A 12,832-nucleotide genomic window follows, 5' to 3' on the forward strand; every position below is an offset into this window, starting at 1 on the left:
GTGGTACCATGAACGTCAGAAGCATCGAGAAGGCATCGAGCGCGCTGGCCCAGTCCGTTCGTATAAAGACCTCCAGCAGGGAGTCCAGTAAAATCATCAGCGAACTGGCCGAGGAGATAAGCGGGCAGTTCACGGAAAACAACATGATAATAATCGAAAACATCGAGAAGCTGTCCCAGGTGATGAAGGAACTTGAGAGGTTTCAGGAGGAGTTTTTGCCCTTCTTCGAGCGCTTTGAGGTCTTTGCCAGGGAATTCAATACCCTGGTCGAGAACCTTGAGTACGTTTCAAGGATAAGCGACTCGATAGCGGGTGTCGCCAAGCAGACGAACCTCGTTGCCCTCAACGCGTCTATAGAGGCTGCCCGCGCGGGTGAAGCGGGTAGGGGCTTCGCCGTCGTCGCCGATGAAATCCGCAAGATGGCGGTTCAGACGATGAACCTCGCCAAGGAGATCAAGGATTTCAACACCCGCGTCATGAGCCAGCTTGAAACCCTCCGGGATGCCCTGGCGGTCATGGATAGGATCAAGGAGGGAACGGAAATACTCGGCAGGGACATCGAGACCATGGTCGAGATAAGCTCCGTTCTCGACGAGATTTCCAGGGAGCAGGAGGAGATAGTCAACGATATCAGACGGCTCAAGGGAATATCACTGGCGCTGGAGAAGTTCGCGGATATGCAGGACAGGTACAACAAGGAGCTCGCGTCCCTCCTTAGGATGATGGTTAGTGAGTACGCGAAGGAACAGGAGGAATTGGGTAAATCGTGAGGTGCTGGTTATGACGGAAAAGCTTTACTATTCGGATCCATATGTTAGGGAGACCACCGCGAAGATCGTTGAGGTTAAGGACTTGGGCAACGGTCTCGTGGAGGTTCTTCTGGATAGGACGATTTTCTACCCCGAAGGCGGGGGCCAGCCCTCCGACCGGGGACTCATAGAGGGGGAAGACTTTGTTGTGGAGGTAACGAGGGTTAAAGAGCGGAGGGAAATCTGGCATGAGGGAACCATCACAGGAAGGCTTCCCCGGGAGGGTGAGGAGGTACGGCTCAGACTGGACTGGGAGTGGAGATACGAGAACATGAAGAACCACACCGGCCAGCACATACTGTCTGCGGTTCTTAAGAGGCTTTACAACCTCGACACGACCGGATTTCAGATCTTCGAGAACTACAACAAGATTGAGGTTAATGGTGAACTCGACTGGGGGATGATAACTGCCGCTGAAATAGAGGCAAACAGAGTAATCCTGGAGGGAATCCCGGTTACGATTGAGGAGTTTAAGTACCTCCCGGATGATATCGCCGAGACCCTGAGGAAGCACGTGAGCAAGGTCACCGACAGGGTCAGAATAGTCACTATCGGGAACGTTGACAGAACCCCCTGCGGCGGAACCCATGTGAAAAACACCTCAGAGATTGGCTTCATAAAGGTACTTCGTTTCTATAAGAAGTCCCGGGACCTCTGGCGCATCGAGTTCGTCTGCGGGAACAGGGCATTAAATCACCTTAACGAGCTTCTTAAGGATTACTGGGAATCCCTGGACGAGATGCCCAACAAGAACCGCCCCCTGGTCGAGCGCGTGGGGGAGCTTAAGGCGGAGATGGAAAGGCTCGAGGGGGAGAAGGACGACCTGAGGCGGGAACTCTGGAGGTGGAAGGCTAAGGCACTTCTGGAAGAGGCCCGGGAAATCGGCGGGGTGAGGGTGGTCTCGTACATAGAAGACGCCCCCATGAAGGACGCCCAGGCCTTTGTGGTGTACCTCGTGGACAAGAACCCGAACACGGTGGCCCTGGTGGCCGGGGAGAACTACGTGATATTTGCCAAAAATGAAAACATTGCGGGAATCTCAATGAAGGAGCTGCTCGGGGAGGTTCTGTCAGAGGCCGGTGGCGGCGGGGGTGGCAGTGAAGTGCTCGCAAGGGGAGGCGGCTTCAGGGCATCGCCGGAGGAAGTTCTGGAGCTGGCCCTTGAAAAATTGAGGGGGAAGCTTTCGACCTAACGTTTCCTTTTATCCCCTCGACAGGAACCTCTCCTCCAGCTCGCGGTTTATCAGGACGAAGGCGAGGGCGAAGACCACGAGGGCAAGGCCGATGGGCACTATCATCCACCATGCCATGCTGTATATCGCGTTCTGGCTCAGCACCATTCCCAGCATCGTTCCCCAGTTGAACCCAGGCGCGACCCTGAAGAAGCCCAGTATCGATATCAGCGCGATGACCTTCGGTGCGAAGAGCGACAGCTGGTAGATTGAGTACGGCCCGACTATCTTCAGTATGTGCCTCCTCAGCATCCACTTCCTGTCGGCGCCCAAACTTTCGGCCGCGGCCACGTACTCCCTGTTGAGTTCGGTCCTGACTATTGCCCCCACGTTCCTGGCTATCTTCCCGAAGAGCAGAAACGCCAGCGCCGGCACGAAGGCCCACACGGGTATCGTTATTCTGGCGTTGTAGGACACGCTCCCGGTCAGGGGTATGAGGGCTATCATGAGGGGTATGACGGGGATTATGGTGGAGAGCTTCGATATGGAATCCACGGCCGTTCCGGCTTTTCCCCTCAGTGAGGCGGCGAGGCCGGCGAGCGTTCCAAGGGCCACAGCTACCACCGCCGTGAGGTAGACGAGGATTACCGTCTGCCTCGCCCCCCACAGGAATGCCGCCCCGACGTCCCTGCCATAGGTGTCGGTTCCCAGGATGCCGTAGGTGGCGCCTACTATTTTGACCGTTGAGTTGATTGCTCCCTCGACGGTTATCGTGTAAACCCCGTGCTCCGGAACGACCTCCCCGCTCCGGTTCACGAAGAACAATGGCTTAAGTCCCATTCTAAAGGCCGTGTCCTCCATTCTGAACTCCACTCCGCTGTCTTCAGCTATCTCCATCAGCACCCCCCACTGATAGGCGAGGGAGACTTCATCGGAGGTTCCCCTGTAGAACTGGTGGCTCTCCCCTGAGGGCGTCGTCACCGTTACCGTCACGGGCCTTCCCTCGGTTCTGTTGAACTTCACTATTATGTCCTGGGGTGGCTTTGAGTACCTGAAGTCGTACTCGAAGGCCTGAAGGCCCGGCTGACTCTTTACAGGGGGCAGTTCCTCCGTTGGAGGCAGGCTCTTTCCGAAGAGGTTCACCCAGGAGGGCGGGACGAGCTTGGGGTTGTCCTTCCAGTAGAGGCCGTTGTACCAGTTCTCTATCTTCTCCTCGTTCACGAAGTAGGGGGCGATGAACGCTGCGATGGTGTATATCACGATGATGGCCACTCCCAGCCTGAGCTTGTTGGTTCTCATTGCCTCTCCCCTCCCGAGCGCGGGTCCAGGTGGAGGTACAGGCCCTCCATGACTACGGCGTTGATGAAGTAGAACAGCATCATCACTGCCGTCGCGAAGAACAGGATCTCGGGTGCGTAGGCAAAACCGAACCCGTCCCCAATGCGGGTCAGCCCGAATGAAATCGCCATCAGATAGCCGAGGCCGTGTATGTTGAATATAACCTCGATGAGCATCATCCCCGTCAGTATCTCCAGGAAGTTGTACGTCGTGAAGGTTAGGAACGTCGGGAGCGCCGTCCTGAGGAGCTTGCGCATTATCCTCCCTTCCGGCAGTCCCCTCGCGACGTCGTAGAGCACATAGCTGCTGTTGCGTTCGTTCACTATCATGTTCCTGACGTTGAAGGCGTACTCCCACAGGCTCGAGAACACCAGCGTGAGCACCGGAAGGGCCAGGGCCCTGAGGTAGGTGCTCGTGGATAGGGTTCCGTGCACCTCCGCCCAGTTGATGGTGCCCTCGAAGTTGATGGGGAACAGGGAGAGTTTCCAGTAGAACAGAAACAGGAACACCACGCCTATGAACCAGGAGGGCATGGCCGAGAAGGTTGGGGCCAGCACGGAGACCACCTTATCGACCCACCCCCGGTAGTAGCCTGCCCTCAGCCCCAGGAAAAGTCCTATCGCAAGGAGGAAGACCTCGGTCAGCACGAGGAGGGCGAAGCTCTTGACGACAAAACTTTCCAGGCTCTCCCCCCTCACCTCCGGCGGATCCCTTAGGAACTTCCATGTGGCGTAGAAGTAGCCGCCTATAGTGTCCAGCAGGCTACTGTCGTTTTTCGGGTAGAACTTGTAGACCTTTCCGAGGTCGTTCCTTTCAATCCGCAGTTCTCCACCCGCTATGACGGTTCCGACCACGAGAAGGGCGAGGAACAGGATTAAAAGATTCCTCGTGATTATCCCGGCAACGGCTCCGGCTTTAGCCATGTTCCCACCGGGATTGACATCAGTGTACTATTTAAAACATTTACGAGCCTGAGTAATTTTCGTCCGGTGGAAGAAGGAAATATAAATCAACGGTTCCCGGAAAATTAAACCATCACTCCGGGAAGAGCGTATTAAGCCCCAATTTCCGGTATACGAACTTTTTCTGCTCCGCGGGTACCACAGGCCTTGAGGTTTCACTCTCGGCCTTCTCCCTGTCCATGAGGCCGTAGCGAACCAGGGCGGCTATTCTGCGGTGCTCGAAGCTGTGGCCGTGCTTCTCCCAGTAGCGCTCCAGGGCTGGGCCAAGGACGAGGCAGTTGGTGGTGTAGCCGGGAAGCTCCGGAAACTCGAAGGGAAGCCTCTCGAGGATTTCGAGCCTCTCCCTCTCCGTCATCATGGAGAGGAGCCTTATCTGGGTCACCCCACCGCTCATGAGCCTGTACGGATGGTGGCCGAAGGGAAGCTCGTGGCCGGTGATGATGTACTTATAGCCGTTTTTGAGTGCGTACTTCCTCAGCTTCTCCATCGTTCTCTTGGAGCAGCGTCTGCAGGGCGATTCCCCCTTGAGAAGGGCCTCGCGGAAGATGTCGGAGTAGTCGTAGCGGAGAACCTTGAAAGGAACGCCCAGTGCCCTGGCAGTTCTTTCCGCGTTCTCTATGGCTTCCCTCGCCATCAGGCCGTGGTCTACCATAACGGCCTCCAGCTCCGGAACCTTGTAAACCTCCTTCGCCAGGTACAGCGCTACCGTGCTGTCCTTTCCGCCGGAGTAGGCAACGATTGCCTGGTCCACGCCCTTCATGAGCTCCTCGAGCTCTTTCCTTATCCACTCCCTGTCCATCGGGTGCCTCAGATAGACCTGGCACTCCCTGCAGATAGGTTTTCCATCGATGATGTCTATCTTCGCCGTCCTCTCGTCGTGAATGCAGAGTGAGCACTTGAGCATGATTGGGGGAGAGAATGGTAGTTTAAAAAGTTATTTTCCCAGCTTTAGGAACTTAGAGCGAAGTTTTTCAGGGGCTTCCTTGGCCGTTTTGACTGTTTCTTCGGTTTTTCTCTTACCCTTCTTTGTAGCGAAGAAGCCCACGATGGTAATCGCGTTTCCCAGCAGTATTCCGCGGTTGTTCCTGGCTATGAACCAGCCGAAGAGCAGGCCAAACGCCAGACCCGCCAGCCAGAGGGAGAGAATGAAGGTGTTAGCGCCCATCCCGTTGGGGCTGAGGGTTACGGAAAAGGCTTTGTAGGCGAGGGCAAAGGCGACGACGAAGATAGTTTCGAGCAGTATTGACAGCTTGGTCGCCATTCCGATTATTCTCAGAACCGCGCTGTCCTCGGTGTACTCCTCTATGATCCTCTGGTCGTGGAGGCCGTAGACGAGGGTTCTCGTGATGTTTGCCCCGCTCCTGAAGGCGAGAACGGCAAAGAGTGCCGCGCTCCAGCTGGTCCCCCGGAGCTTCCAGAACGCCCAGGCTCCAATGGCTATCCAGACCAGCGTGTAAATCCTCTCAACGCCCTTCTTCTCGTTCTCCGGAACCTCGAGACGGAGAACCTTTCTCCAGGCCATTCCTGCGAGGCTTCCGAAGACCCGCATCAGCATCAGGGATAGGTTGATGAAGAGGAACGCCGTCAGGAAGAGGAATGCGAAGAGCTCCCTTATCATACTGCCCCCCAGAGATATTGGAGGTTGGGGGATAAAAAGGTTTATTCAATCTTCTTCCTCTTCATCGCCGGCGCCACGTCCCTCGCGACGCGCCTCGCGCTGAATAACGTCAGGGGGTCCATCGTCCTGTAGATTGCGAGCTGGCAGCCGCTTACCCGGACGTCTATGTACTTCTTCGCCTCCATCGCCGCCTTCAGGTACTCCCTTATGCTCTCGGCCCGCTCGAAGTCGAGGCCCGCCTTTCTCAAGCGTTCAACGTTCAGCTCATGGATCGTGAGGGGCTGGAGCATCATCTCGTCTATTCCAAGGGAAGCTGCCAGCTCGGCTATCCTGGGTATGTCTTCGTCGTTTATACCTGGCATGAATATAGTCCTTACAACCGAGCGGGCGCTCTTATCTCTTCCAACTATCCTCAGGGCGTTCACGACGTTTTCAAAGGTGTCGGCGTTGGTGATTTTGAGGTGCTTCTCCCTACTTGCTGCATCGAGGCTTATCATGACCAGGTCGAAGTCGAGTTTACTCCACAGCTCCTCGGTCAAGAGCGAGCCGTTGGTCTGAAGGTCGAGCCTCGCCTCCGGAAATCTCTCGCGGAGCATCTTGTTCACTTCAACTATGCGCGGGCTTATGAGCGGCTCGCCGTACTGTGAAACGGTTATGGCGTACGGCCTCTCCCATCCGTAGTAGCCGGGCTTTGGGGCCTTCCCGAGTTTCACAGCAACGTTCGAGTAGCAGAAAATGCAGTCGTGGTTGCAGGCCGGCGTTAGCTCGTAGCTCGGGTGGTGAACCGGATTTGGGTTGCTTAAATCAAGCCCCTGGCATCCCTGACAGTGGGTGGGGAACTTCAAATCCCTCACGAAATTCTTTAGCAGCCTCGCCTCCTTGTTCTCAAGCCTCTGGGGCTCGACGCCCATGCTCCTCGCGAACTCCTCCCAGCTCATCTTCCTCATTCTCTCACCGGCCGGAGCTGAGAAAAGGGGTTTAAAAAGATGACTGGTCAGAGCAGTCCCCTCAGCTGGAAACCATCGAAAACGGGCCCGTCGCGGCAGACGAGGTACTTCCCGAGGTTGCAGGAGCCGCAGACGCCTATTCCGCACTTCATGTAGCGCTCCGCCGAAACCTGGACGTTTTCATAGTTCATGACATGGAGGGCGGCCCTCAGCATCGGCTCCGGGCCGCAGGTGTAGGCCCGGTCAAACTCCCCCTTTCTCTCCGCCAGCACATCGGTTGGAAAGCCTTTCCTCCCGGCCGAGCCGTCGTCGGTGGTGATTACCACATCGTCCACGTAGTTCTCGATGTCCATCAGAGCCAGCTCGTCCTTCGAGCGGGCACCGTAGATGAGGGTTATCCTCTCAAACTTGCTCCGGTGCTGCCTCGCGAAGGCGTAGAGCGGTGGAATCCCTATCCCGCCACCCACGAGGGCGACTCTTTTCCCCTTCGGCCCGAAGCCTCTTCCGTACGGCCCGCGGATCCAGAGATAGTCGCCTTCCCTCAGCTCGAAGAGTCTGCTTGTGAATGGCCCGACCCTCTTGACGACTATCAAGTCCCTCCAGGCCAGGCTGAAGGGTTTCTCACCAACCCCCGGAAGCCATGCCATTATGAACTGTCCCGCCCTGAATTCGAGCTTCTTGTCGAAGCGGAAGGCCTTGACGTCCCTGGCAACGTCCCAAACTTCCCTAAGCGCTACCCTTTCCAGCATTTATCCTGACCCCCTCCGGCTTTCCCACGATTTCATCTTCCTCCATAACAACCTTTCCCCTGAGAAGGGTCATCACTACCTTTCCCTTCAGCTTTCTTCCCTCCCAGGGGCTCCATTTAGCCTTCGTGTAGAATTCCTCCGGCTTAACCGTCCACTCCCTCTTGAGGTCCACCACCGTAAAGTCGGCGTCTTTGCCAACTTCGAGACCCTTGTTCCTTATTCCAAATATTTTAATCGGATTGGCGTGCATTTTCTCCACGATGTCGGAAAGCTCGAGCATTCCCCTGTTCACCGCGTCGAGGAGAAGTGCTACCTCCGTTTCCAGTCCTGGTATTCCGGCCGCCCCCGATTCCTTCTCCTCCAGCGTATGGGGTGCGTGGTCGCTTGCTATTATCGGAATCCTGGAAAAGTCCCTCCAGAGTGCTCTCCTGTGTTCCTCTTCCCTTAAGGGGGATACACCTTGAGGAGGGGGTTTTTCTCGAAGTCCTTCTTCGTTAGGAAGAGGTGGTGTGGCGTAACTTCGAAGCTAACCCTGGGAAGGTTTCTCCGCAGTATCGCCTCGATTCCGCCCGCGGTTGATACGTGGCAGATGTTTAGGGGCCTTCTGAATCTTTCGGCGGCTTTCAGAGCGCGTTTTATGGCGATTGTCTCGGCTTCCGGCGGTCTTTCAGGTTTTTTCTGGATTATTTCGGCGTCCTCGGCATGAACGCTTACAATCCCCGGGGCGCAGGAATAATCCCCTTCAAAATCCTCCGAAAAGACTCCCCCCGTTGAGGCTCCCATGAAGATTTTGTAGAAGTCTGCACCGGCCTTCACCGCATCCCCGCAGTTGTTTCTTATCAGAAAACTCAGGGCGTAGTCGGAGTACGCTTCCCTCTTGAACAGCTCTTTCCTCCGTTCAAACGTCTCAACGTCCAGAATGGGCGGCTGGGTGTTGGGCATGTCGAAGACAGTGGTTATCCCCCCGTGTAAGGCTGCCATCGTGCCTGTTTTAACGGTCTCTTTTTTTCTCTGATCAAAATCCCTCAGGTGGACGTGCACGTCTATCAAGCCCGGGAGTATGACCTTTCCACGGCCAATTTGAATGGTTTCTTCTCCCTTCAGCTCGCCCGTTGAGACGCGCAGAATCCTGCCGTCAGAAACCCCTATGCTCCCTTCTATCAGTTTCCCATCCGTCAGGAACCGTCCTTTCAGAACCAGGTCGTACATAGTGCCCGCACGCGTTTTGATGGGTTGGCATTTTAAGTTTTTTGCCTCGCTCGATGGGATGGGGTTCCTCAAAAAGGCTGCTAACGATTTTTTGGGCTTTCCCCACATTTGTGTGCCCTTTTTTGGGAATTTTATTGGGTTTACTATTTTTTGATGGTAGTAGGCGGACGTACGGTGTCACAATTGGCTAGGGACCATATGATAACTTTATTGAGGGCGATTGGCCGTATGTTCTCTTGTTTTCATCGGCGTTACTTTTACAAGAACGTAACCCTTAAATAGGCTTTCAATGTATATCCTCATGCCATTATACACCACATATGGCAATATTGCCAAAAAGTGAAGGAGGCAGTGGAGTATGAAGAAGGCTTTGGGATTGTTTATTATGGGTTTGATGTTGTTTAGTTTGTTTGCCATCCACCCGGTCAGCGCGGCGGACTACACGCCGAAGGACATACCCCTGAACAGCGACGAGGCCAAGGCCCGCTTTAAGGCCGACCTCCAGTGGTACCTCAAGTACGGTCACTTTGTCATCAGCAACGGTCCGTACATCCTCTCGATGTACTCTCCCGAGAACCTTTACCTCAAACTTGAGAAGTTTAATGGAAAGAGGAACGTTTTCAATGATGATCCCAAGCTCCCGAAGGATGGTTATGCCGACGTTATCGAGTACCAGGGTGTCCAGAACGAGGAGACCATAATTCTCCAGGTCGCCAAGGGTGAGTTTGACATTGGTCTCTTCGCCTTCGGTGCCAACAAGTACCAGGGTCTTGGAAGCGATGTTCTCGCCAACCTCAACCTCTACAAGAGCGCCAGCTCCTCCGTCGAGCTGAGCATCAACCCGTACAAGGACCCCGACCAGGACGCCCCGATAGTTACCGTCGGCGACAACGTTTACTTCAACCCGTTCGCCATCAGGAAGGTCAGGTTCGCAATGAACTGGCTCATCAGCAGGAACTACATCATCCAGAACATCTACCAGGGTAGCGGTGCCGCCGCCCTCAGCGGTATCACCCCGAGCGACCCGGCCGCCAAGTACTTCACCCCGGTTTACGATGCACTCCACCTCACCGCCGACGGCAACGAGGACCTCGCCCTCAAGATGATAAGCGAGGCCATGCAGGAGGCCGCCCAGCAGGTCGCCGCTGCCGGCCACACCCTTGAGAAGAAGGATGACGGCTACTGGTACTTCGACGACCAGCCGGTTGAGGTCAAGTTCGTCATCCGTACCGAGGACGAGAGGAAGGACATAGGCCTTTACATCTCCGACCTCCTCGAGAAGAAGGTCGGATTCAAGGTTGACAGGATGCTCCTCGACAGGCAGAAGGCCAGTGAGATAGTCTTCAGGAAGCCGATTAGCAATTACGAGTGGAACCTCTACACCGGTGGTTGGGGTGCCGGTGGTCTCGGAAGCATGTACCCTGACTGGCAGATCTACTACTGGTACTCACCGCTCGGCTACTACCCGAACTTCAACGACCCCAGGCACCAGCCTGACGTCAACGTTGAGGACGCCCTCAAGTTCATAGGCGACGGCAGCGTTACCGCAGGTCTGCAGAAGCTCCAGACCAAGTACTACACCAGCGAGGAGAGCCTTGGCCCGATACTCAAGTGGACCAACAAGGAGATCGGTTACCTCCTCCTCATGACCCAGTACACTGATCCTGAGACCAACACCACCATCGTCCTCAACAGCGCTGACCAGTACTGGGACCTCCAGAAGATAGGTATCACCATGGGTATCATGGACAGCGTCAGGATCTTCCTCGTTGAGAACTGGGAGTTCTACCCGGTTAACAAGCAGAGGGTCACCGACATCATTAGTGACGACAGCGTTGGTATCGCCAGCAGGTGGAGCATAATGAGCGCCAAGACCCCGGACAAGCACCTCAAGGTCGCCCAGTTCGCCTCAACCGGTGCCCTCTTCATGAGTGCCATCAACCCGGTCGGCGGTATCACCGACGTTTACAGCACCAGGCTCTGGAACCTTATCCGCGATAGGGGTGGCGAGATCAACTTCGATGGTATCTACGTCCCGTACAGGTGCAAGTGGACCCTTGAGAGGGGTGAGTTCACTGTTCCGGACGATGCCGTCATCTACAACCAGACCCAGGGCTGGATTGCCGCCCACGCCGGCGAGACCGCTAAGGTCAAGGTCACCGTCACCTGTGACATGGGTGAGTGGCAGAACGGTGTCAAGATGACCGTTGACGACATCAAGTACTACATCGCCTTCTACTACACCTGGGCTTACAAGGACACCCCGGACGACCCGTACTACGACAGCGCCCTGAGTGACACCGCCGCCACCTACCAGACCTTCCTCGGCTTCCAGTTCACCGACAACGGCTACGTTGTCTACGGTAACTACGTCCACCCGTTCGCTGATGATGTTACTGCCGGCAACTACATCCTCTACCCGAGCATGCCGTGGGAGATGTACTGGGCCATGGGTGAGCTCGTCGCCAACGGCGACGCCTACGACGCCAGCAGCAAGTACTCCTTCAGCAGCAGCGGTGAGGGACTCCTCCAGCTCGACCTCCTCACCAAGCAGCACGTCGATGACCTCGCCAAGGTCATCCTCAAGATCTCCGGCCTCACCTGGGACGACATAACCAGCACCACGACCACCACCGAGACCGGTCCGACCACCACCGCTCCGAGCACCACCACCTCGGAGGCTCCGAGCGGAGGTGAAGGCGGCAACACCACCACCTATGTCGTCGTTGGCCTGGTGATAATCATCATCGCCGCGGCCGCATGGTACTTCACCAAGAAGAAGTGAAGTAGTTTCATTCTTTCCTTCCTTTTTTGAAATTTTACCCGCGTTTCTGACGGTTCTTTCCAGGTTCCATAGTGCACTTCTATGAAAATGTGCACATCTATGCAGTAAGATATATAAAGTCAGTTTTACAATGTTGAAAAAGATACATTAAACACGAGCAACCTACGTGGGGGTGAAAAAATGGGGTATCTAAAGTACCTGGTGTTTAGAATTCTGAACGCCATCCTCGTTCTGCTGATTGTGACGTTTATTATCTCGGCACTCTTTGTTAAGGTTGCGGAACAGAGCAACCTGGCAAAGATGAACGATGAAATGATGCAATGGGACAGGACCACCGGTCAGAATATCCTGAGAACACAGGGTCAGGATGTATATGAGAAGGCGAAGGCAGAGTATGAGCAGTTCCTCAGGGAAAAGTACGAGCTCAACCTCCCGTACTGGCAGAAGGTCTACAACAAGGCCGTACGTACATTGAAGCTTGATTTTGGAACCACCACCACGCCCATCTTCGGAACCAACAACGTCTCCGACATCATCAAGGTTGCCGTTCCGAGAAGCATCCTGCTCTTCACCACTGCCACGATAATCGTTATCATACTCGGTATCTTCCTCGGCGTTAGGGCCGCGAGGCACGCCGGCAGTGTTTTCGACAGGGGTCTGTCCATCTTCGCACTGCTCACCTACAGTCTGCCAATGTGGTGGACCGGAATGATGTTCCTTCTGATCTTCGCCTTCAAGCTCGGCTGGTTCCCGCTCAGCTCGATGTTTGACCCGCAGCTCACCGGCTGGGAGCACGTTAAGGACGTTATCTACAAGCTCGCCCTTCCGGTCTTCACCTACGTCTTCGTTGTCTTCGGCGGCTGGGCCTGGACGACCAGGAACATCATGATAGGCACCCTCCAGGAGGACTTCATCATGGCGGCGAGGGCCAAGGGTGTCCCCGAGCACAAGATCATCTACGGCCACGCCCTCCGCGCCGCCGCCCCGCCGATAGTCACCATGATCATCTTCGCCCTCCTCGGTTCGCTCGGCGGTGCCATCATCAGTGAGCTCGTCTTCAACTACCCGGGAATGGGCAGGCTCTACTGGGTCGCCCTCCAGCAGAACGAAACCAACCTCCTCATAGGTCTGACGTACTTCTTCACGGTGCTCTACCTTGCGGGAGTCGTCCTCGCCGACATGGTCTACGGATTCCTCGACCCGCGTGTCAAGGTCGGTGCTTCCGCCAAGATGTGAGGTGATTC

At 55.5% G+C, this 12,832-nt stretch carries 10 protein-coding genes and 1 pseudogene; 4 read left to right on the forward strand and 7 right to left on the reverse strand.

Annotated elements, in window-relative coordinates:
* Window positions 1-8 precede the first annotated feature (8 nt).
* On the forward strand, window positions 9-770 hold the full coding sequence (locus tag FH039_RS01360; RefSeq protein ID WP_139679919.1) for a methyl-accepting chemotaxis protein: 762 nt from the start codon (window positions 9-11) through the stop codon (window positions 768-770).
* 10 nt (window positions 771-780) lie between these two features.
* Window positions 781-2,001 (forward strand): alanyl-tRNA editing protein, encoded by a 1,221-nt coding sequence (locus FH039_RS01365; protein WP_139679920.1) that lies wholly within the window; start codon window positions 781-783, stop codon window positions 1,999-2,001.
* Between the two features lie 9 nt (window positions 2,002-2,010).
* Here FH039_RS01365 and FH039_RS01370 read toward each other — a convergent pair whose 3' ends face one another.
* The 7 genes and pseudogenes from FH039_RS01370 to FH039_RS01400 form a co-directional block, all read right to left on the reverse strand.
* Window positions 2,011-3,279 carry an ABC transporter permease gene (locus FH039_RS01370; protein WP_139679921.1) on the reverse strand — a complete coding sequence of 423 codons (1,269 nt, stop codon included), beginning with the start codon at window positions 3,277-3,279 and terminating at the stop codon, window positions 2,011-2,013.
* On the reverse strand, window positions 3,276-4,241 hold the full coding sequence (locus FH039_RS01375) for an ABC transporter permease subunit (RefSeq protein ID WP_139679922.1): 966 nt from the start codon (window positions 4,239-4,241) through the stop codon (window positions 3,276-3,278). The genes FH039_RS01370 and FH039_RS01375 overlap by 4 nt, the downstream gene beginning before the upstream one ends.
* A gap of 112 nt (window positions 4,242-4,353) precedes the next feature.
* A complete protein-coding gene (locus tag FH039_RS01380; RefSeq protein WP_139679923.1) occupies window positions 4,354-5,184 on the reverse strand; it encodes a DUF7411 family protein in 831 nt (276 codons plus the stop codon).
* Window positions 5,185-5,214: 30 nt separating this feature from the next.
* Complete coding sequence (locus tag FH039_RS01385) at window positions 5,215-5,898, reverse strand: hypothetical protein (RefSeq protein WP_139679924.1); 684 nt, start codon at window positions 5,896-5,898, stop codon at window positions 5,215-5,217.
* 41 nt (window positions 5,899-5,939) lie between these two features.
* Window positions 5,940-6,845 (reverse strand): radical SAM protein, encoded by a 906-nt coding sequence (locus FH039_RS01390; RefSeq protein ID WP_139679925.1) that lies wholly within the window; start codon window positions 6,843-6,845, stop codon window positions 5,940-5,942.
* 47 nt (window positions 6,846-6,892) lie between these two features.
* On the reverse strand, window positions 6,893-7,594 hold the full coding sequence (locus tag FH039_RS01395; protein ID WP_139679926.1) for a dihydroorotate dehydrogenase electron transfer subunit: 702 nt from the start codon (window positions 7,592-7,594) through the stop codon (window positions 6,893-6,895).
* Window positions 7,572-8,803: pseudogene (locus FH039_RS01400) on the reverse strand (dihydroorotase). Before FH039_RS01400 ends, FH039_RS01395 begins: the two are co-directional and overlap by 23 nt.
* A 394-nt stretch (window positions 8,804-9,197) precedes the next feature.
* Here FH039_RS01400 and FH039_RS01405 point away from each other — a divergent pair.
* Both FH039_RS01405 and FH039_RS01410 read left to right on the forward strand, forming a co-directional pair.
* A complete protein-coding gene (locus FH039_RS01405) occupies window positions 9,198-11,588 on the forward strand; it encodes an ABC transporter substrate-binding protein (protein ID WP_240703241.1) in 2,391 nt (796 codons plus the stop codon).
* A 180-nt stretch (window positions 11,589-11,768) separates the two neighbouring features.
* Window positions 11,769-12,824 (forward strand): ABC transporter permease, encoded by a 1,056-nt coding sequence (locus FH039_RS01410; protein WP_139679928.1) that lies wholly within the window; start codon window positions 11,769-11,771, stop codon window positions 12,822-12,824.
* Window positions 12,825-12,832 lie beyond the last annotated feature (8 nt).

It is taken from the genome of Thermococcus indicus, from assembly GCF_006274605.1.
Classification (GTDB): Archaea; Methanobacteriota_B; Thermococci; order Thermococcales; family Thermococcaceae; genus Thermococcus; species Thermococcus indicus.

Coding starts and splice junctions, on each gene's coding strand:
- FH039_RS01405 (WP_240703241.1), top strand. CDS start 9,198: ATGTTGTTTAGTTTGTTTGCCATCCACCCGGTCAGCGCGGCGGACTAC.
- FH039_RS01410 (WP_139679928.1), top strand. CDS start 11,769: ATGGGGTATCTAAAGTACCTGGTGTTTAGAATTCTGAACGCCATCCTC.
- FH039_RS01395 (WP_139679926.1), bottom strand. CDS start 7,594: ATGCTGGAAAGGGTAGCGCTTAGGGAAGTTTGGGACGTTGCCAGGGAC.
- FH039_RS01365 (WP_139679920.1), top strand. CDS start 781: ATGACGGAAAAGCTTTACTATTCGGATCCATATGTTAGGGAGACCACC.
- FH039_RS01380 (WP_139679923.1), bottom strand. CDS start 5,184: ATGCTCAAGTGCTCACTCTGCATTCACGACGAGAGGACGGCGAAGATA.
- FH039_RS01385 (WP_139679924.1), bottom strand. CDS start 5,898: ATGATAAGGGAGCTCTTCGCATTCCTCTTCCTGACGGCGTTCCTCTTC.
- FH039_RS01370 (WP_139679921.1), bottom strand. CDS start 3,279: ATGAGAACCAACAAGCTCAGGCTGGGAGTGGCCATCATCGTGATATAC.
- FH039_RS01375 (WP_139679922.1), bottom strand. CDS start 4,241: ATGGCTAAAGCCGGAGCCGTTGCCGGGATAATCACGAGGAATCTTTTA.
- FH039_RS01390 (WP_139679925.1), bottom strand. CDS start 6,845: ATGAGGAAGATGAGCTGGGAGGAGTTCGCGAGGAGCATGGGCGTCGAG.
- FH039_RS01360 (WP_139679919.1), top strand. CDS start 9: ATGAACGTCAGAAGCATCGAGAAGGCATCGAGCGCGCTGGCCCAGTCC.